Raw genomic sequence first — 18,637 nt, 5'->3', positions numbered from 1 at the left:
CTATCAACACCGCAAATAAGCTATTCTTCACAGCATATTAATATGAGTGCTCTATAAAATTTCATCTATCACATCATATTTCTATTGAACAATCCCACCGCACATCAAAAGCATACCTTCCCTCCCTTCATCCGCTATAATGCCCGCTTTCTATAAACCATCTCCAACGCTTATGAACGCCCGCAAAACCTATCTGCTCGGCATTGCCTTTTTTACCTTGCTATTCATGGCTCTAGTGCTGCTGGGAAGCTGGCTGCTCTCGATTGAAAGCAAACAGTTTGCCGTCGCCAGCTTTTTATTCGCGTTTGCCGCCGTCTTCGGTCAGATTGCCTGTCTCGCTCTCTATATCCGCCAAGTTGCGCGGAACAAAGCCATCCAAGCCGCGCGTATGCAGGCGGAACAACAGGAAAACAAACATGTTTAAGCAAATCGTTTTGGCCAGCGGCAATGCCGGCAAGCTCAAAGAATTTACCCGCTGGTTTGCAGGCCGCCATATCGAAGTGCTGCCGCAATCTGCATTCAACGTGCCCGAATGCCCCGAACCGCACGTTACCTTTATCGAAAACGCCATCGCCAAAGCGCGCCATGCCTGCAAACACAGCGGCAAACCGGCATTGGCCGACGACAGCGGTATCTGCGTGCCCGCTTTGGACGGTGCGCCCGGTATTTATTCGGCACGCTTTGCCGGCGAACACCCGAAATCTGATGCCGCCAACAATGCCAAATTGTCTGCCGAACTGGCCGACAAGGCCGATCAAAGCTGCTATTACGTTTGCGTGCTGGTTTTGGTGCGCCATGAAAACGATCCGCAGCCGATTATTGCCGAAGGCATCTGGCGCGGCGTTTGGCGGCAGCAGGCGGTGGGGGAAAACGGCTTCGGCTACGACCCGCATTTTTATCTGCCTGAATTAGGCTGCACCGCGGCCGAACTTGACCCCGATACCAAAAACCGCATCAGCCACCGCGGATTGGCGTTGATTGAATTGAAAAAGAAAATCCATTTACTGTATCCCGACAATCCATAAAACTATAAAAACAGGCCGTCTGAAAACTTATTATGACTCCGAAGCAAATTACTACTATCGTTATCCGTTTACTGATTTTTTATTCGTTTTTGCGCTTTGTAGGCGTTTCTTTTTCTTCAATATTAGCGCATGTAGAAATTATTTTACGGGAGGAAGATGCCGTTTATCTGCTCTTGCTGGAAATAGTGCTTTTCTTTGTTTGGATTGCCGTATGGGGACTATTGTGGAAATTTGCACCGCGCATTGCCGAAAAAGTTTTGCCCGTACACAGCGAAGAGAAAGTAAACGTACTTCAAAACCCTGCCCTGTGGTTAAACACCGGTTTGGTTTTGATGGGGATATGGATGGCCGTTCCGGCTCTAGCCAATTTGAGCATCGATCTTTACTATGCCTTTGTGGCTACGGACTCAATCGGCACAAGCATCGTTTCTTCACGAGCCATTATGTACAACGGCATAACCATGATTTGCGGGCTGGCCTTATGTCTAAAACCGACTTTATTTAGTAAGCTCATTCGAAAAGTGGCTTCGTAATATTTTTAATGAGGCCGTCTGAAAACCCCATATTCACTTTTCAGACGGCCTCCAAGCACTTACTCGTTTTTCAAATAAATATTCAGAAAATTTGCTATGTCTCCCAAACAAATATTGATTGTTGCCATCCGTCTTTTTGTTATCGTGTGGTGTATCCATACCATCAATTCAGGATTTGTCGGTATGAATGCTTTTGATGGAAACTTCTCACCTTGGCAAATGGTTCCTCTTTATCTCGTCTATGCGGTCTGCTGGCTGGTGCTGTGTTTTTTTCCGGCTACGATTGCCAATATTCTGCTGCCCCAAGTCCAACAGGAACAACAAATCATGCCCAAACACCCTGCACCGTGGCTGACGACAGGCATTATCCTGATCGGTATTTGGACATTGTCTAACGCATTGAGAGACGGCATTTATTGGTTCAGCCTTTACCAAGCGTTTACCAATACTTATCAAACAGATGTATGGAAGATGCTTTCTGCCGATCAATCGTCGGCCATTATCATGACGGCGGCTGAACTCGTTATCGGCCTCATATTGGTTTTCCGCGCACCACAAATCAACCGCCTGATTCAAAAAGCTTTATAAAAATTCATGTCTCAAATCACTTTTTCCCAACCCGGCCACCTTACCGCCCTGCCCCCCTTATCGCTCTACATCCACATACCGTGGTGCGTGCGCAAGTGCCCGTATTGCGACTTCAACTCGCATCAAGCCAAAAGCGACTTGGCCGAACAAGCCTACGTTGATGCGCTGCTGGCCGACTTGCAAACCGAACTGCCCAACGTGTGGGGGCGGCCCGTCGAAACGATTTTTATCGGCGGCGGCACGCCCAGCCTGTTTCAGGCGGCCTCGATAGACCGTCTGCTCAGCGGCATCCGTTCGCTTGTCAAGCTGCAACCGCAAGCCGAAATCACGCTCGAAGTGAATCCCGGCACGTTTGAAAAAGAGAAATTTCAAGGGTTTAAAGACGCAGGCATCACGCGGCTTTCCATCGGCGTACAGAGTTTCAACGATGCCGCACTCGGCGCATTGGGGCGCATCCACAACCGCAGCGAAGCCCTGAATGCCATCGAAACCGCCCTCGGCCTGTTTGAAAAAGTGAACGTCGATATCATGTATGCGCTGCCGAACCAAACCGTTCAGACGGCCTTATCCGACATCCAAACCGCCATCGCCACCGGCGCAAGCCACATCAGCGCCTACCATTTGACGATGGAACCGAACACGCCCTTCGGCCATACGCCGCCGAAAGGCCTGCCGCAAGACGAAACGGCGCAAGATATCGAAGATGCCGTTCACGCCGAGCTTTTAAGCGCAGGTTTCGAGCATTACGAAACTTCCGCCTTCGCCCGCCACGGACAACAATGCCGCCACAACCTCAATTATTGGCAGTTCGGCGACTACATCGGCATCGGTGCGGGTGCGCACGGCAAGATTTCCTACCCCACCCGCATCGAACGCACCACCCGCAAACGCCACCCCAACGATTATCTCGCCGCCATGAAGAGCAGCCCGACCGATGCCATCGAACGCAAAACTGTGGCCGCCGAAGATTTGCCGTTCGAATTCATGATGAACGCCCTGCGCCTCACCGACGGCGTGCCCGCCGCGTGGCTGCAAGAGCGCACCGGCATCTCGCCCGCGCACATCGCCGCACAAATCCGTACCGCGCAAAAGCAAGGGCTGCTGGACACCGACCCGCAATTTTTCAGGCCGACCGAACTGGGGCGGCGGTTTCTCAACGACTTGCTGCAATGTTTTTTGTAAAAGCGCTTGGTGAAGCTGAAGTGAAACGAGGCCGTCTGAAAAAATCAAACGGCCTTAACGCAAGCACATCGTTGATATATAAAGTGTAAGCAGAATAACGGTCTGCTTACACTTCACTTTTATTTGCCGCCATATCAAGCACGCCGAAATATTCCCAAGCATAACGATTAATTTAAAAACAAACCGATTAACATCCGGCCGACAAGGCAAACTGCGGCTCTCTTTATAATGTCGTCAACATATTTATGAAAGTTAAACCATGATGCAGTATTTAGGTTTTTTGATACCGGTTTTACTCGCTTATTTCTTCGGCGATATTTGGCAAGGCATCGTGCTCGGTTCGATGTGTTGGTTTGTTGTCGGAGCAATCAAAAAAAGTACCGAAAGACAACAGCGAGAAGACTGGGAAGCCCGGCTCGCTCGAGTCGAAGCCGAGCTGGCGGCTTTAAAACAACAACTGCCGCAGGCTGTGCGCGACGGTGTTTTATCCGAAGCCCAGCCCCAACCCGCTCCGTCGTTGAGGCCGTCTGAAACAGCAGCACCCGCTCAAAACAGCGTGATGGCACAGGTAGCACAGCCCGCTCAAAAAACTTTTCAGACGGCCTCTCCTGCTGCTGAAATTACCAAGCGCGACAAACCCGCCGTTGTGCTTGAGAAAAAAGACGTGGTCGAACCGGCAAATGCACAGCCGACCACATCCTTCCAACGCGCAACGGCCATCAAGCCAAGCTCTCCCGTTTCCACTGAAACTTTTGCCGAAAAAACAGCGGCAACCACAACACCCGATACGCCTGAGACGCCAGAACAACCGGCCAAAGAGCATCCGATACAGGCATGGTTTATGCGCGGCAATCCTTTGCTGAAAACCGGTATCGTGGTGCTGTTCCTCGGCTTGGCCTTCCTGCTGCGCTTGGCTTCCGAATACATCTACATCCCCATCGGCGCGCGTTATGCCGCAGTCGGTGCGGCGGGTTTGGTAGCCACGTTGGCAGGCTGGAAACTGCAAAAACGCAAGCGTGATTACGGTTTGATTTTGCAGGGCTTCGGCGTTGCGGTTATGTATCTAACGTCGCTGGCCGCTTTGAAACTGCACCCGTTACTGCCCGCACCGGTCGTCTTCGCCGTGATGGTGGCGCTGGTGGTATTGATGGCGGCATTGGCTGTGCGACAAAACGCTTTGGTATTGGCACAAGTAGCCTTAATCGGCGGCATGGCGGCACCGTTGCTGGTTTCAGACGGCAGCGGCCGCTATCTGGTGCTGTTCTCTTATTTGGCTTTACTGAACACCGGCGTGGCAGGCATCGCTTGGTTTAAGGCTTGGCGTTCGCTTAACCTGACCGGTTTTATCGGCACGTTTACCATCGGCGCATTGTGGGGCGCGCAGGCTTATACGCCGCAACACTTTGCCACTACCGAGCCGTTCCTGATTTACCACTGGCTGCTGTACACGCTGATTGCATGTCTGTTTGCCCGCAAGGTATTGCAGGAAAAACGCCATGAACAACAAGCCGAACTGCCCGCCGACAATGCTTCGTTGGAACAAATTTTCAAAAATATCATCACCCACGGCGCGCATATCAATGTGTTGGACAGCGCCTTGCTGTTTGGCACGGCTTTTGTGGCTTACGGCCTGCAATACCGAATGGTAGCCGCATGGGAAAACGCCGCCGCGTGGTCGGCATTGGGTTTTGCTACCGTTTATGCGCTGTTTGCTTTGCGCTTTGCCCGTGCCGGTGCGGAAATGTTGGTGATGAAACAGGCGTTCGCCTTGCTGGCTTTCCTGTTTGCGACGCTGGCCGTACCGCTGGCTTTCGACCAACAATGGACGGCTGCGACATGGACGCTTGAAGCGGCTTTGGTCTATACCTTCGGTATCCGCCAGCAGCAACCTTCCGCCCGCCTCGGCGCCGTCGGCGTGTATATATTGGCGGCGCTGACGCAGCTCTCCACCTACCGCGCGGGCGCAGAAACCATGCTGTCAGGCTCGCTGCTCGGCACCTTGCTAGTCGCTGCGGGCGGCGGCTGGATGTATTTCCAACACATCAAACGGCAAAACGCCGCGGCTGAATGGGAAAACAATGCACAAAACGCGGTGTTGACTTTGGTTTTGCTGCACGTTTCCTTAGTGCCCTTATTGCTGTGGGGCAAAACCGGCAGCATGATTGCCTTCGCCGTATTGGCGGCTGTTTGCTCGCTCATCCAACGCAAACGGCAGCAAATCATCTTTACCGTGTTTACATTGCTGTACGGCGCGTATGTGCTTGCAGTCAGCTCCACGCTGATTCAAGACGAACACTCGGCCTCGGCACCGTGGCTCATCCTCTGCGCCTTGCTGCTCGGCACGGCGGCTTACGGCTTCCATACGCCTAAATACCGACCCGCTTATCCATCTTTGCACGACACCCATTCTCTCGGCGGCTGGGCAATGATGGCCGTTTCATTGTGGCTGGGCTGGCACGGCTTGTCTGAAGGCATGGAGTTGCTGGACTACGACCTGTGGATGTGGATGCGCTGGATACCGATTATCCTGTTCGCCCCGTTTGCCTTTACCGCCCGCAAACTGGATTGGCAGCAGGCAAAAACCGCCTCATTGGCGTTCGGCATCATCTTCGGCCTGCAAACGCTTTCAGACTTCCTCTCCCACTTACACCAACCGCTTTCAGACGGCCTCTTGTTATTGCTCGGCACGGCTTTGTACGTTTATATTCTGAACATGCAAACCCTGCATCCGTCTATCAATGCGATGTATCAACGCGCAGGCTTGCTGATCTTCGGCGCATGTTGGACATGGCTGGTCAGCAGCAGCGTTTTTCTCCATTTCAACGGCGTGTGGGTACAACTTGCATGGCTGGCCGTACCGCTGGCCTCATGGCTGTATTTCCAGTCGTCCAAAACCATCGGGCCGGTTAAACGCCATCCTCAGATTTACCGGCATTTCGGCAGCCAAATCTGCGCGCTGTACGCCGCCGGCTGGCTGCTGTGGGTGAATTTCTCCACGCCTCACGCCCCTGCGCCCCTGCCCTACTTGCCTGCCATCAATCCGCTGGAGCTTTCCATCATCGCCTTAATCTGGCAATACCTGCGCCAACCGTACACATGGGTACCGCAGGAATGGTCTGCCGAAGCCAAGCGCCAAATTTTGGCGGCACCCGTATTGCTGGCCTTTATCTCGCTCAGCGCCGGCGTGATGCGCGCGTGGCACTTCTTCGGCAATGTGGCTTGGGATTTCGAAACCCTTACCGCTTCATTCGGCCTGCAAGCCAGCCTCTCCATCGTTTGGTCGGCAGCGGCAATCACGCTGATGGTGAACGGCCATCAAAAAGGCCGCCGCATCCGCTGGTTTACCGGCGCGGCATTGATGGGTTTGGTCGTAGCCAAGCTGTTTTTGGTCGAACTCGGCAACAGCGGCGGCATCGCGCGCATCGTCTCGTTCATCGGCGTAGGCCTGCTGCTCTTGTTAGTGGGCTGGTTTGCTCCCGTTCCGCCTAAAGACGAAACCGATCCGCAATCCTAAAGCAACATAAGCAAAGGCCGAGACCTTTGCAAAACCCTCATCTGTGGCGCATTTCTGCGTTGTGCGCTGCTCGCTCGTTTGCCTATCTATATGATATGTCTGCACTCGCTGTGCTGCTACGCCTTGAACTGCATCCACATCTGAGACCTTTGCAAAATTCCCCACAATCCCCTAAATTCCCTCCCAAGACATTTAGGGGATTTTTCATGAGCACCTTCTTTCAGCAAACCGCACAAGCCATGATTGCCAAACACATCGACCGCTTCCCCCTGTTGAAGCTGGAGCAGGTGATTGATTGGCAACCGATCGAGCATTACCTCAACCATCAAAGAACCCGTTACCTTCGAAACCACCGCGGCCGTCCCGCCTATCCCCTGCTGTCCATGTTCAAAGCCGTTCTACTCGGCCAATGGCACAGCCTTTCCGATCCCGAACTCGAACACAGCCTCATTACCCGCATCGATTTCCATCTGTTTTGCCGTTTTGACGAACTGAGCATCCCCGATCACAGCACCTTATGCCGTTACCGCAACTGGCTGGCGCAAGACAACACCTTGGCCGAATTACTGGATCTGATTAACCGCCAACTGACTGACAAGGGTTTAAAAGTAGAGAAAGCATCCGCCGCCATCGTTGACGCTACCATTATTCAGACGGCCGGCGGCAAACAGCGTCAGGCCATAGAAGTGGATGACGAAGGGCGGGTCAACAGCCAAACCACACCGAGTAAAGACAGCGATGCCCGTTGGGTAAAGAAAGACGGCCGCTTCCATCTGGGTTACAAACAACATACCCGTACCGATGCGGAAGGCTATATTGAGAAACTGCACATCACTGCCGCCAATGCCCATGAGTGCAAACACCTGCTGCCTTTGTTGGAAGGCCTAGCCAAAGGCACGACTGTCTATGCCGATAAAGGCTACGACAGTATGGAAAACCGGCAACATCTGGAAGAACATCAGTTGCGGGACGGCATCATGTGCAAATCCCACCGCAACCGGCCGCTGACGGAAGCGCAAACCAAACGTAACCGACATTTATCAAAAACCCGTTATGTGGTCGAACAAAGCTTTGGTACGCTGCACCGTAAATTCTGCCATGCCCGGGCAACTTATTTTGGTCTGAGCAAAGTGAGTGTACAAAGCCACCTGAAAGCGATGTGTTTGAACCTGTTGAAAGCAGCCAATAGGCTACGTGCGCCTGTTGCCGTCTGAAAGGCAGCTCAGATACCCGATTATCGGGTATTTGAGGGGAATGAAGGGATATTTAGAACGGAAAACAGCCGAAATCCTGTGTTTGGGTTTCGGCTGTTGGGTAAAGGGGCTATTTTGCAAAGGTCTCAGGCCGTCTGAAAACGAACTTTGCGGGTTCCGCAAAAACATTTTCAGACGGCCTTTATTATTCAATTCAATCAGGAAACCCTACAACTTCGGTTTCACACTACTACGCTTTTCTTCGCTCCCGCATCAATTCAAAGCACAGACGCTTCAATGTACAAGAGGCGGATGCAAAGTGTATCCGCCTTCTTATTCCTGATCTCTTTTACGCTGCCAGTTGCCGATATTCTGTCGGATAAACAGCATCTGTTTGCGGTAGCGGCGGCAATGAGCGCACAAGGCCAAATGCAGATACAGTTTACCACGTTCTGCTATGGTCAATTTACGGTCAAGGCTCTCCGAATACAATGCGCAAGCTTGTTTGCAATTTAACATAGGGTGTTTTCTTCTCTATTCCAACCGTTCAGTTCAAATCAAACCACCTGTGTTGCAGGCAGTCTCTCAGGCCGTTGCGGGCGCGGTGCAGGATAACGTAGCAATTGTCTTTAGTTATATTGAAGCTGCCGCATATTTCGTCGATATCCATGCCCATGATTTCCCGAAGATAAAAGATTCTTGCGGTATCTTCCGGCAAACCCTTGAGGCAGTTTTCCAATGTGCGGAAAAAAGCTTTTTGGTTTGCCGCATCTTCGGGGGCTGCATTCCATTGACGCGGGCTGGCCGATTGCAGCCAATGCCCTTCGTCATTGAAACATTCTTCGTAGCCGTTGTCGATAGCCGCGTTTTCTTCTTGGAGTGCTTCGAGGCTGACGGTGTGTTTGGCGCTGCGGAAATAATCGGTGATTTTGTTTTTGAGGATGGTCATCACCCAGGTTTTTACCCCTGCATCACCGCGAAATTGGCTGTGTTTGTCGATGGCGGTTGCCAATGTTTCCTGCACGATATCTTCGGCAAGGTATTCGTCGCGCAACTGGATTTTGGCAAAACGCAGAATATCCGGTCTGAGCGACGCCAAAAGTTTCTTAAAATTTTCCATATCGGATTGCTGTGATGAAAGCCGCATATTGTAAAGCTTTTAGAGCTAAAATTCAGCTTTTTTTAGCATAAAATCTCTACGATATAGCCACGCTCCGTTTTTTACTGTTTTTGCGGGTTTTTTTCTACCAACAGCACACCGGCTTCCACCCAGCCGCCCAAGTTATCGCGCAGCCAAGTTTCCACATCCTGCCCGGCAAGGATACTGTTCAAACTGTTCAGCACATTTTCAAAAGTATCCGACTGCTGGCTGAAATGCTCCAGCAAAAACAAATCGGCACCTTCTACTTGGCGGTAATACACTTCGTTGTCGCGGTTGCGCCAAGTGAGCACAATGCTGGGTTCGTCTTCGATAGACGCCAAATCGCTGGCGACAAAATTGCAGTTGTAATGCGCCAATCTTGCTGCGGGCGCCCAAGAAATAACGGAGGTTTCATTCCACAGGCCGTCTGAAACGGGCTGAACGGCGGTTTCGGCATGCAGCAGTGCAGTTTCAAAATCCATCATTTCCAGCACGTTTTCGGGCAGGCGTTCCGCTCCTTCTTTGCTGTGTGCATAGTTGAGAAACTGTGCGGGAATGTCGTTGAAAAACGGCGACTCGGGGCGGGCCTCTATCAAGAAACGGTGTTGCAAGTCCTGCCATAAACCGGTATCGGCAAAACGGCTGCTGTCGCTGAAACATAAATCGAGAAAACTGCGCAGATTATTGCGTACCAAGCGTGTATAAACAGCGAGGCGTTCCGGTTCGATGCCTTCGGGTGCGGGTTTGGAAGGGTCGCGCACATGGTCGGCCAGTTGCGCCTGAAATTCAGCACTGCTTACAGCAGTAGGATTATGCAGCATGGCGGGTTTCCTCGGCTTGTTGCTGTATGGCGGCAATGCGGGCGACCTCTGCTTCCAGTTCGGCAAAAGGCGGGAAGTTGCTGTCGCGCTCCAGCAGCGTGGGCACGCTGTGCGGCAGAATGCGGCAGGTGTAGTCATACAAATCCCACACATCGGCGCACACGGGCTGGCCGTGGGTGTCGATCAGCAGGTTTTCGCTTTCTTCGTCATGTCCTGCCATGTGCATGTAGGTAACTCGCGAAGTATCCACGCGTTTGATGTAGTCTTGCGGCTGAACGATACCGTGGTTAACGGCGTTTACATACACATTGTTTACGTCAAGATGAATATCGCAATCGGCCTCGCGTGCCACGGCATTGAGGAAATCGACTTCGTCCATCTCCGCAATCGGGCTGTGGGCGTAATAAGACGTGTTTTCCACGGCGATACGCTGCTCGAGAATATCCTGAACCTGACGGATGCGTGCGGCTGTATGGCGCACCGATTCTGCGGTGAACGGCAGCGGCAGCAAATCGTAAACGTGACCGAAATGGCTGCAATAGCTCAAATGCTCGGAAAAGAAGCTGATACGGTATTGGCGCAAAAACGCTTTAACTTGTTTTAAAAACTCCACCTGCAAAGGATCCTGACCGCCTAAAGAAAGAGACAAACCGTGGCAGGCAACGGGGAAGCGTTCGGCAACCGCATCAAATTTTTTGCGTGCCGCGCCGCCCATTTTCAACCAGTTTTCCGGAGCGATTTCAATGAAGCGGATGGGGCTGTTTTCACGGTCTAAATTCAAAAAGTCATCGGCCAAACTGCGTTTGTAGCCTAAACCTGCACCATACAGAGTGTTCATTTTTTGTTCCTCGGTCAAATTAGGTATATCTGTATCAGAATGCTTCTTCCAAACACATACAAACATACTGATAGAAAGATACCTGAAAAAAGGAAAGGCCGTCTGAAAGGATACGACGGCCTTCCGTCAATTTAAGGGTATTTAAAAAGGATCAACACATCAAGGGATTAGCCGCCGCACTTACCTTCGCCGCATTTACCCTCGCCGGCTTTAACCGGTTTTTTCTTGCCGTGAGCGCCGCATTTGCCCTCACCGCATTTGCCTTCGCCGGCTTTGGCAGATTTTTTACCGTGTGCGCCGCATTTGCCTTCGCCGCATTTACCTTCGCCGGCTTTGGCAGATTTTTTACCGTGTGCGCCGCATTTGCCTTCGCCGCAAGCACCTTCATTGGCTTTTTTCTCGGCAGATACAGGCGGTTTAACAGCGGTTTTACCGTGAGCCACGGCCGCTTGGCTGCCCAACAGAGCCAGCGCGCCGGCCAATGCGATTAAAGATGATGTCTTTTTCATGTTCAAACTCCTTCAATGATTTTAACAACCGACAAAAAATAATTTGATTGGTCAGGCCGCCTGAAAAAGTGTCGGCAATAGGTTTTCAGACGGCCTCAAAGCTCGGAAAAGCTTATTTGCTGCCGCATTTACCTTCGCCGCATTTGCCTTCTTCGGCTTTGCTGCCGGCTTGAGAAGCGGCGCCGCATTTGCCTTCGCCACATTTGCCTTCTTCAGCTTTGCTGCCGGCTTGAGAAGCGGCGCCGCATTTGCCTTCGCCACATTTGCCTTCTTCGGCTTTGCTACCGGCTTGAGAAGCGGCACCGCATTTGCCTTCGCCACATTTGCCTTCGTCGGCTTTAGATGATGAAGCCGCACTTGCCGCAGCAGCAGTCGGAGCAGACTGTTTGTTGTCGTCCTGACAACCGGCCAAAGCCAACAAACCTGCCAAAGCAATTAAAGAGGAAGTGGTTTTCATGTTTCAATACTCCTGAATTTACTGTTTAAAATGGATACTTAATAAAAGGAAAATACTACTTGTCTATCTCAAACGAACTTATACGGGAATGTTTTTGCCTTTTTGCTTGAAAAGCGCGTAATCCAGCGATAAACGTCCCATGCCTTGCAACACCAGCGGCAGCAGAGCCACCAGATAAATCAATGCCATTTTGTAGCCGTTGTCGCACACGTTGTAACCGTTGCCGCCGTGTACGGCAATCCACGCTACGGCGGTAACCACCATCAATGCCAGCGAACCCCAGCGGCCGAATAATCCGAGCACCAGCAGCACGGGCACGACCAGCTCCGCGCCCATCGCCGCCGCCCAGCTGAAATCAACGGGAAGTAAATTGAAAGGAAACGGAAAATCTTGTTGGATACCGGCAAACCAGTTGGTGCCGTTCCATTTTTCTACGCCGGCTTCCCAAAATTCATAGGCGACAAACAGACGCAAACCCAATAAAGCAATGTCTTTGCCCCATGTTTCCGAAAAGCGGTTCAAACAGTTTGTTTTACTCATGATATTTAATCTGTAACGGTTAATCTGTGATTCATGCTCGAATAGACGCGGCCTCTGCCGATTTCTTACACGCCCGACACATTTTTCTGACCAAACAATCATAAACACATGATTTAAATATGAATTAAATATCTATTAAATCAGATACAGATATGAAAAATACAAAAAACGTTTCTACAAACAGACTCAGGCCGTCTGAAAACCGGCAGCATCGCGGCGGAGTAGCCGGATTTAAGGATGCTGTTTCGAATTTTCAGACGGCCTGATGGTGATATGCCGAAGCAGGCTTAATGTGAAGTATCGTTTTCGGTGTAGCGTTTCAAACCGCCGCCCAAGGCTTTATACAAATCAGCCAGATTTTCCAATCGGGTTCTTTCGATACTGAGTAACGCGGTATCTGCGCCATAGCTGCTGCGCTCGGCGTCCAACAAATCCAGAGCGCTGGAGACGCCGTGTTTGTAACGCAGGCGAACCAAGCGTAAGTAGTCGGCATAAGACTTGCCTTGTTTCGCGGCGGCGGCATAGCGTTTGTCCAGTTGCTCCCGTGCCACCAAAGCATTGGAAACATCGCGGAAGGCATTTTGGACGGCAGCTTCGTAGTTCACCACCTGAATCTGCTTGCGGATTTTGGCCGCATCCAAATTGGCCTTATTGCTGCCCCAGTTGAAAATCGGCAGGTTGATTGACGGAGCAAACGCCCAAGTGCTGTTGCCGCCTTGAAACAAGCCGCTCAGCTCGGTCGAACCCGTGCCGACGGTGCCGGTCAGCCTGATACTGGGAAAAAACGCCGCGCGCGCCGCGCCGATATTGGCATCGGCCTGCTTGAGCGCATATTCGGCAGCACGGATATCGGGACGGTTGAGCAACACATCGGCGGTCAAACCCGCAGGCAGCTTGCTGATTTTATATTGCTTGCTTAACGGCAAGCCTTCAGGTAAATCATCGGGAAGCTGACGGTTGAGCAACACGGCCAACGCATTGCGGGCTTGCTCTCTGCTTTGTACCGCTGCTTCATAATCAGCCTGAGCCGCCGCAATCAATGCCTCCTGCTGGCGTACGTCTACGGCGGAAATCACGCCGGCTTTGTGTTTCAGCTGGGTCAGCTTATAGGTTTGCTCGCGCGTTTTGAGCACGTTTTGCGCCAGCTTCATGCTCTCTTCCGCATAACGCTCGTTGAAATAGGCTTTGGCCACCGCAGCAATCAGGCTCAAATGTGCTGAATCGCGTGCCGCCGCACTATTGAAATAACCTTGTTTGGCGGCTTCCGCCGTGCTGCGCACTTTGCCGAACAAGTCGATTTCATAAGCCGTAATCCCCAGCCCGACTGTATAAGACGAAGCCACCATCGAACGGCCCGTCGCGCTCAAATCTTCGGCCACCCGCGCCCGCGAACCTGTGCCGGAAGCGTTGATGCCGGGCAGTTGGTCGGCGCGGGCAATCATATATTGTTTGCGCACCGCTTCGGCATTGAGTGCCGCCGCACGCAAATCGGTGTTGCGCGCGAGCGCAATCTCAATCAAACGGTGCAGACGCGGGTCGGCAAAATAATCCTGCCAGCCCAACGAGGCCGCCTGAATTCCGGTTTCGGGGTTTTGGTCGTATTTGAAAGTTTCCGGCACGCTCACTTGCGGCTGCTCGTACTTGGGTATCATGGTACAGGCCGACAAGGCAAAAACCACGGCAGCCGCACCCAAAGCGGGTTTGAAATGAAATATCGTCATGTTTTAATCCTTGTCTTCGTGCAGCATACGCTTTTCTTCTTCGGTCAACTCGGCGCCTGCTTCGGCATCGGCCACATATTTATCCACCAGTTCCGGCGTCATGCCGGCACCGGCGGCATGCAGTTTGGCACGCTCCATTTGGCGCGGGCTGTCTTTAAACAGCTTGCGCACCACCACAAAGAACAGCGGCACAAAAAACACCGACAACAGCGTACCGATCAACATGCCCCAAAAAACGGTCGTACCGATGGCGCGTTGGCTGGCCGAGCTGGCTCCGGATGCGATATACAGCGGCACCACACCCAAAATAAAGGCGAACGACGTCATGATAATCGGACGGAAACGCAGATGTGCCGCCGCCAATGCCGATTCCAACGCACTCTTGCCCTGCGCCTGCAAATCTTTGGCAAACTCGATAATCAGAATAGCGTTTTTCGCACTCAAACCAATCACGGTAATCAAACCGACTTGGAAATAAATGTCGTTGAGGTAAGACGGCGGCGCACCGAACAGGCCGTTAAACAAGTTGCGCCCGCTCACGCCCAGCACAACGCCTAAGAAACCCAAAGGCACCACCAAAATCACCGCCAGCGGAATCGACCAGCTCTCGTAAAGCGCGGCCAACACCAAGAACACGGCGATAATCGCAAACGCATACAGCATAGCCGTTTGCGCACCGCCTTTAACCTCTTCGCGGGATTGGCCGTCCCACTCGAGGCTGTAACCCTGCATTTCATCCACCATGCGTTGCACTTCGGCCATCACTTCGCCCGATGAATAACCGCTTGCCGCCGCACCGCTGATTTTCATCGCAGGATAGCCGTTAAAGCGCACACTCTGCTCCATACCGGTTTGCCATGACACGCTGGCGACGGTAGAAAGCGGCACGGCCACGCCCTGACTGTTCGGCACGGTCAAAGCCAGAATATCCGCAGGCTGCATACGCGCAGACGCATCTGCCTGCACAATCACGCGCTGCAAACGGCCGTTGTTCGGGAAATCATTCACATAAGAAGAACCGATGGCCGTGGCCAATACCGAACGGATGGCGGAGAAATTCACGCCTTGTGCGGCAGCGGCCTGACGGTCGATTTCGATACGCAACTGCGGCGCATCTTCCAAACCGGAGGCGCGGATGTTGGCAGCGTCAAACATAGGATTTTGGCGCATTTTGCCGATTAACTCGTTGCGTTTGGCCAACAATGCCTGATGGCCTGCATTGTTACGGTCTTGCAGATACATCTCAAAACCGGAGCTGGTACCCAATTCCATAATGGCAGGCGGATTCATCACCAAAGCGAAGCCGTCGCGCACGCTGCCCATCAGCGCGCCGGTAATCTTACCGGCTACTGCCGAAGCACCGCTGCCGGGATCGGTACGCTCTTTCCAGTCTTTCAAGGTCACAAAACCAAAACCCATGTTTTGACCGGAACCGGCAAAGCTGAAGCCCGACACACCGATGAAGTTTTCCACTTCCGGCATAGACGTAATCACTTGGTTCGCCACAGCCAGCGTAGCATCGGTACGCTCTTTCGTCGCACCCGAAGGCAGCTGCACCATCATCATCAAACTGCCCTGATCTTCAGTCGGCAAAAACGAGGTAGGAATACGCGTAAACACCCATGCAGCCACGCCCGCCAGCGCCAAATACACCACCATCATGCGCACTGATCGGCGCAACAATTTGGCAACCCAGCTTTCGTAACGGTGGGTGCCGTCTGAAAACTTACGGTTAAACCAGCCGAAGAAGCCTTTCTTCTCAGCATGATGGCCTTTGGGAATCTGCTTGAGCAAAGTGGCGCATAAAGCCGGCGTCAGCGTTAGGGCGAAAAATGCCGAGAACGCAATCGCAATCGCCATCGTAACGGCAAACTGGCGGTAAATATTACCGGTAGCGCCGCTAAACATCGCCAACGGCACAAACACCGACACCAATACCGCCGTAATACCGATTACCGCTCCCGAAATTTGGCTCATGGCTTTTTTGGTGGCCTCAACCGGCGGCAGTCCTTCTTCGGCCATAATCCGCTCGACGTTTTCCACCACCACGATGGCGTCATCGACCACGATACCGATCACCAACACCATCGCAAACATGGTCAGCACGTTGATCGACATACCCAAATACCAAATCGAGGCAAACGCGCCCAATAGGGAAATCGGCACCACGATGGTCGGAATCAAGGTATAGCGGATGTTTTGCAGGAACAAGAACATCACCACAAACACCAGCAGCATGGCCTCCAACAATGTGTGTACCACTTTCTCAATAGAAATGCCGACGAATTTTGACGTGTCGTAAGGAGCCGACCACTTCATATCATTGGGGAAATAGCGTTGCAGCTGCTCCATTTTTTCGCGCACCGCCGTCGCTGTGGCCATAGCGTTACCGCTGTTGGAAAGCATCACCGCCATACCCACGGAAGGCTGCCCGTTCAAACGGGTGGACGTGCCGTAGCTTTGGCTGCCCAATTCGATACGGGCAACATCTTTCAGATAAACATTGGCACCGCCGGTGGTCGAGCGCAGAATAATGTTGCCGAACTCTTCAGGCGTACTCAATTGCCCTTGCGCCGTAATCGTAGCCGTAATGGTCTGCCCCTGCGGCGCGGGCAAATCGCCCATCGTGCCGACGGAAAGCTGTGCGTTTTGACTGCTGATGGCAGACGACACATCGGCAAAAGAAAGGTTGAAGTTTTGCAGCTTTTTCGGGTCAACCCACACGCGCATGGCTCGTTGCGAACCAAACAAGCGGGCTTCGCCTACGCCTTCCACACGCTGGATTTCCGGCCTGATGTTGCGCTCCACATAATCGGCAATATCTTCCGTGCTCATGGTTTCAGACGACATCATCAATACCATCAGGAAGTTGGCTTGCGATTTGGAAACGGTAACACCGTTTTGCTGCACGGCGGCCGGCAAAAGTGCCGTGATTTCGGAGAGTTTGTTTTGCACTTCTACCTGTGCCAAATCCTCATCGGTTTCCGGCGTAAAAACCAAGCTGACCGAACCGCCGCCGCTGGATGTGGCATTGGTGGTCATGTAGTCCAAACCTTCCACGCCGTTCATGCTGCGTTCGATAACGGCCAACACGCTGTCTTCCATCACTTGTGCGGAAGCGCCGGGGTAAACGGCCGACAAAGTAATCTTCGGCGCACCCACGGAAGGATATTGCGACACCGGCAAACTTCTGATGCCGATCACACCGGCAATAATCACAAATATCGCAATCACCCATGCAAAAATCGGGCGGTCAATAAAAAATTTAGCCATTGCCGCTCCTTATTTCGCCGCAGAAGCCGGTTTGGCTTGAGAGGCCGTCTGAACGCCTGAAGCGGCGGCAGGTTCTTGCGCGTCAGGCTGAGTCCATTCTTTCGGCGTCACTTTTTTGGCCTGCATCATGCCGGCAATCGATGTGCCGTCCACAATCACTTGATCACCCGCCTTAAGGCCGTCTGAAATAATCCAGTTGCTGCCCTGCTGCTGTTCAACCTTCACCACACGCGGTTCCATACCGCCCTGTGCGTTAACGATCATCACGGTATCTTTTTCGCCGCGCGTTACCGCCTGTTGGGGCACGACAAACACGTTATCCATATCCGCCAACGGCAGGCTCACGCGCACATACAGGCCGGAAAGCAGGATATTGTCGGGATTCGGCACTTCGGCACGCAAAGTAACCTGCCCGGTGGTTTCATTCACCGTCGGATCGGCAAACAGCAAGCGGCCTTTGTGGCCGTACACCTTGCCGTTTTCAAGCTTGATATCAACAGCCACCGCGCCGTTTACCGCTTTCATATTGCCGTCTGCAATATTCTGGCGCAGCTGCATGATGTCGGTGGCAGATTGGGTAACATTCACATACATCGGATTGGTTTGGCGGATGGTTGCCAACTTCACGCCGCCGCTCGGGCTGACTAAAGTTCCCTCCGAAACAAACGATTGGCTGATAAAGCCGGAGATGGGTGCAGTAATGCGGGAATAGTTCACATTAATCTGTGCGGAACGGATGGCCGCCTTAGCCGATTTCACGCCTGCTTCGGCAGAGCGTTTCGCCGCCAGTGCCGCATCGTATTCCTGCTTGCTGATGGCATCGGCCTGTACCAACGGTTTATAGCGCGTGATGTCGGCATCGGCCTTCGCCAAAGATGCTTGTGCGGATGCCAGCTGCGCCCGCGCACTTTCCAAAGATGCGGCATACACCGCGTCGTCCAACTGATAAAGCGGCTGTCCGGCACGCACATAGCTGCCCTCTTGGAACAACCGCTTTTTAATGATGCCGCCTACTTGGGGCATAATGTCCGCAGAACGGTGCGATTCCAACCGCCCCGGCAGCTCCGTGGCAATCGTTACCTGCTGAGGCTGCACCGTCACCACGCCCACCACCGGCGGGGGCGCTTCTTTTTGAGCCGCAGCCGCAGGTTTGCCCGCTGCCGCCTTTTCCTCTTTGCCTTTGCCGCCGCATGCCGACAAGGCCAATGCCGTTGCCGCAGCCAAAGCGGCCAGCCGTATTGTTTTTATTTTATAAGCATGATTAACCATTATTATCCTGTCTTTCCGGTATTGAATATGATG

Annotated in this window: 16 protein-coding genes and 1 pseudogene; 7 read left to right on the top strand and 10 right to left on the bottom strand. The window is 52.7% G+C overall.

Annotation, left to right across the window (positions count from 1 at the left end):
- Nucleotides 1-172 precede the first annotated feature (172 nt).
- The 7 genes from LVJ85_RS03315 to LVJ85_RS03285 all read left to right on the top strand — a co-directional run bounded on the left by LVJ85_RS03315 (nucleotide 173) and on the right by LVJ85_RS03285 (nucleotide 8,056).
- Nucleotides 173-424: an NGO_0222 family membrane protein gene (locus LVJ85_RS03315; protein WP_085362754.1), complete on the top strand. Its 252-nt coding sequence runs from the start codon at nucleotides 173-175 to the stop codon at nucleotides 422-424.
- On the top strand, nucleotides 417-1,025 hold the full coding sequence (gene rdgB, locus LVJ85_RS03310) for an RdgB/HAM1 family non-canonical purine NTP pyrophosphatase (protein ID WP_244741452.1): 609 nt from the start codon (nucleotides 417-419) through the stop codon (nucleotides 1,023-1,025). Before LVJ85_RS03315 ends, rdgB begins: the two co-directional genes overlap by 8 nt.
- Before the next feature lie 32 nt (nucleotides 1,026-1,057).
- Nucleotides 1,058-1,558: a hypothetical protein gene (locus LVJ85_RS03305; protein WP_244741450.1), complete on the top strand. Its 501-nt coding sequence runs from the start codon at nucleotides 1,058-1,060 to the stop codon at nucleotides 1,556-1,558.
- 96 nt (nucleotides 1,559-1,654) lie between these two features.
- Nucleotides 1,655-2,146, top strand: a complete 492-nt coding sequence (locus tag LVJ85_RS03300; protein ID WP_244741447.1) for a hypothetical protein — start codon at nucleotides 1,655-1,657, stop codon at nucleotides 2,144-2,146.
- A 6-nt stretch (nucleotides 2,147-2,152) separates the two neighbouring features.
- A complete protein-coding gene (hemW, locus tag LVJ85_RS03295; RefSeq protein WP_244741445.1) occupies nucleotides 2,153-3,328 on the top strand; it encodes a radical SAM family heme chaperone HemW in 1,176 nt (391 codons plus the stop codon).
- A 259-nt stretch (nucleotides 3,329-3,587) separates the two neighbouring features.
- Complete coding sequence (locus LVJ85_RS03290; RefSeq protein ID WP_244741443.1) at nucleotides 3,588-6,842, top strand: DUF2339 domain-containing protein; 3,255 nt, start codon at nucleotides 3,588-3,590, stop codon at nucleotides 6,840-6,842.
- A gap of 206 nt (nucleotides 6,843-7,048) precedes the next feature.
- On the top strand, nucleotides 7,049-8,056 hold the full coding sequence (locus LVJ85_RS03285) for an IS5 family transposase (RefSeq protein WP_244741440.1): 1,008 nt from the start codon (nucleotides 7,049-7,051) through the stop codon (nucleotides 8,054-8,056).
- 312 nt (nucleotides 8,057-8,368) lie between these two features.
- On the opposite strand, the gene LVJ85_RS03280 is transcribed toward LVJ85_RS03285, so the two are convergent.
- The 10 genes and pseudogenes from LVJ85_RS03280 to LVJ85_RS03235 form a co-directional block, all read right to left on the bottom strand.
- On the bottom strand, nucleotides 8,369-8,554 hold the full coding sequence (locus tag LVJ85_RS03280; protein ID WP_085362748.1) for a zf-HC2 domain-containing protein: 186 nt from the start codon (nucleotides 8,552-8,554) through the stop codon (nucleotides 8,369-8,371).
- Between the two features lie 28 nt (nucleotides 8,555-8,582).
- On the bottom strand, nucleotides 8,583-9,155 hold the full coding sequence (locus LVJ85_RS03275) for a sigma-70 family RNA polymerase sigma factor (protein ID WP_085362901.1): 573 nt from the start codon (nucleotides 9,153-9,155) through the stop codon (nucleotides 8,583-8,585).
- Nucleotides 9,156-9,256: 101 nt separating this feature from the next.
- The gene (locus LVJ85_RS03270; RefSeq protein WP_244741438.1) at nucleotides 9,257-9,997 is read right to left on the bottom strand and encodes a DUF2063 domain-containing protein; all 741 of its coding nucleotides are present in this window, start codon (nucleotides 9,995-9,997) and stop codon (nucleotides 9,257-9,259) included.
- Nucleotides 9,987-10,835 (bottom strand): DUF692 domain-containing protein, encoded by an 849-nt coding sequence (locus LVJ85_RS03265; RefSeq protein ID WP_244741435.1) that lies wholly within the window; start codon nucleotides 10,833-10,835, stop codon nucleotides 9,987-9,989. The genes LVJ85_RS03270 and LVJ85_RS03265 overlap by 11 nt, the downstream gene beginning before the upstream one ends.
- 233 nt (nucleotides 10,836-11,068) lie before the next feature.
- Nucleotides 11,069-11,344 (bottom strand): annotated as a pseudogene (locus LVJ85_RS03260) (hypothetical protein); the annotation flags it as partial.
- A 112-nt stretch (nucleotides 11,345-11,456) separates the two neighbouring features.
- Nucleotides 11,457-11,801 carry a hypothetical protein gene (locus tag LVJ85_RS03255; RefSeq protein WP_244741433.1) on the bottom strand — a complete coding sequence of 115 codons (345 nt, stop codon included), beginning with the start codon at nucleotides 11,799-11,801 and terminating at the stop codon, nucleotides 11,457-11,459.
- Between the two features lie 78 nt (nucleotides 11,802-11,879).
- Complete coding sequence (locus LVJ85_RS03250; protein WP_244741431.1) at nucleotides 11,880-12,341, bottom strand: DoxX family protein; 462 nt, start codon at nucleotides 12,339-12,341, stop codon at nucleotides 11,880-11,882.
- A 287-nt stretch (nucleotides 12,342-12,628) separates the two neighbouring features.
- Nucleotides 12,629-14,062 (bottom strand): efflux transporter outer membrane subunit, encoded by a 1,434-nt coding sequence (locus LVJ85_RS03245; RefSeq protein ID WP_244741428.1) that lies wholly within the window; start codon nucleotides 14,060-14,062, stop codon nucleotides 12,629-12,631.
- Nucleotides 14,063-14,065: 3 nt separating this feature from the next.
- On the bottom strand, nucleotides 14,066-17,335 hold the full coding sequence (locus LVJ85_RS03240; RefSeq protein WP_244741426.1) for an efflux RND transporter permease subunit: 3,270 nt from the start codon (nucleotides 17,333-17,335) through the stop codon (nucleotides 14,066-14,068).
- Nucleotides 17,336-17,344: 9 nt separating this feature from the next.
- A complete protein-coding gene (locus LVJ85_RS03235; RefSeq protein WP_244741423.1) occupies nucleotides 17,345-18,604 on the bottom strand; it encodes an efflux RND transporter periplasmic adaptor subunit in 1,260 nt (419 codons plus the stop codon).
- Nucleotides 18,605-18,637: the final 33 nt, after the last annotated feature.

It is taken from the genome of Neisseria sp. Dent CA1/247 (assembly GCF_022870825.1).
Lineage (GTDB): Bacteria > Pseudomonadota > Gammaproteobacteria > Burkholderiales > Neisseriaceae > Neisseria > Neisseria zoodegmatis.
The sequence above is the reverse complement of the archived record's forward strand: the minus strand, read 5'-3'. Positions and strand labels throughout refer to the sequence as shown.

Coding starts and splice junctions, on each gene's coding strand:
- hemW (WP_244741445.1), top strand. CDS start 2,153: ATGTCTCAAATCACTTTTTCCCAACCCGGCCACCTTACCGCCCTGCCC.
- LVJ85_RS03305 (WP_244741450.1), top strand. CDS start 1,058: ATGACTCCGAAGCAAATTACTACTATCGTTATCCGTTTACTGATTTTT.
- rdgB (WP_244741452.1), top strand. CDS start 417: ATGTTTAAGCAAATCGTTTTGGCCAGCGGCAATGCCGGCAAGCTCAAA.
- LVJ85_RS03240 (WP_244741426.1), bottom strand. CDS start 17,335: ATGGCTAAATTTTTTATTGACCGCCCGATTTTTGCATGGGTGATTGCG.
- LVJ85_RS03255 (WP_244741433.1), bottom strand. CDS start 11,801: ATGAAAACCACTTCCTCTTTAATTGCTTTGGCAGGTTTGTTGGCTTTG.
- LVJ85_RS03290 (WP_244741443.1), top strand. CDS start 3,588: ATGATGCAGTATTTAGGTTTTTTGATACCGGTTTTACTCGCTTATTTC.
- LVJ85_RS03270 (WP_244741438.1), bottom strand. CDS start 9,997: ATGCTGCATAATCCTACTGCTGTAAGCAGTGCTGAATTTCAGGCGCAA.
- LVJ85_RS03245 (WP_244741428.1), bottom strand. CDS start 14,062: ATGACGATATTTCATTTCAAACCCGCTTTGGGTGCGGCTGCCGTGGTT.
- LVJ85_RS03265 (WP_244741435.1), bottom strand. CDS start 10,835: ATGAACACTCTGTATGGTGCAGGTTTAGGCTACAAACGCAGTTTGGCC.
- LVJ85_RS03300 (WP_244741447.1), top strand. CDS start 1,655: ATGTCTCCCAAACAAATATTGATTGTTGCCATCCGTCTTTTTGTTATC.
- LVJ85_RS03280 (WP_085362748.1), bottom strand. CDS start 8,554: ATGTTAAATTGCAAACAAGCTTGCGCATTGTATTCGGAGAGCCTTGAC.
- LVJ85_RS03250 (WP_244741431.1), bottom strand. CDS start 12,341: ATGAGTAAAACAAACTGTTTGAACCGCTTTTCGGAAACATGGGGCAAA.
- LVJ85_RS03235 (WP_244741423.1), bottom strand. CDS start 18,604: ATGGTTAATCATGCTTATAAAATAAAAACAATACGGCTGGCCGCTTTG.
- LVJ85_RS03275 (WP_085362901.1), bottom strand. CDS start 9,155: ATGGAAAATTTTAAGAAACTTTTGGCGTCGCTCAGACCGGATATTCTG.
- LVJ85_RS03315 (WP_085362754.1), top strand. CDS start 173: ATGAACGCCCGCAAAACCTATCTGCTCGGCATTGCCTTTTTTACCTTG.
- LVJ85_RS03285 (WP_244741440.1), top strand. CDS start 7,049: ATGAGCACCTTCTTTCAGCAAACCGCACAAGCCATGATTGCCAAACAC.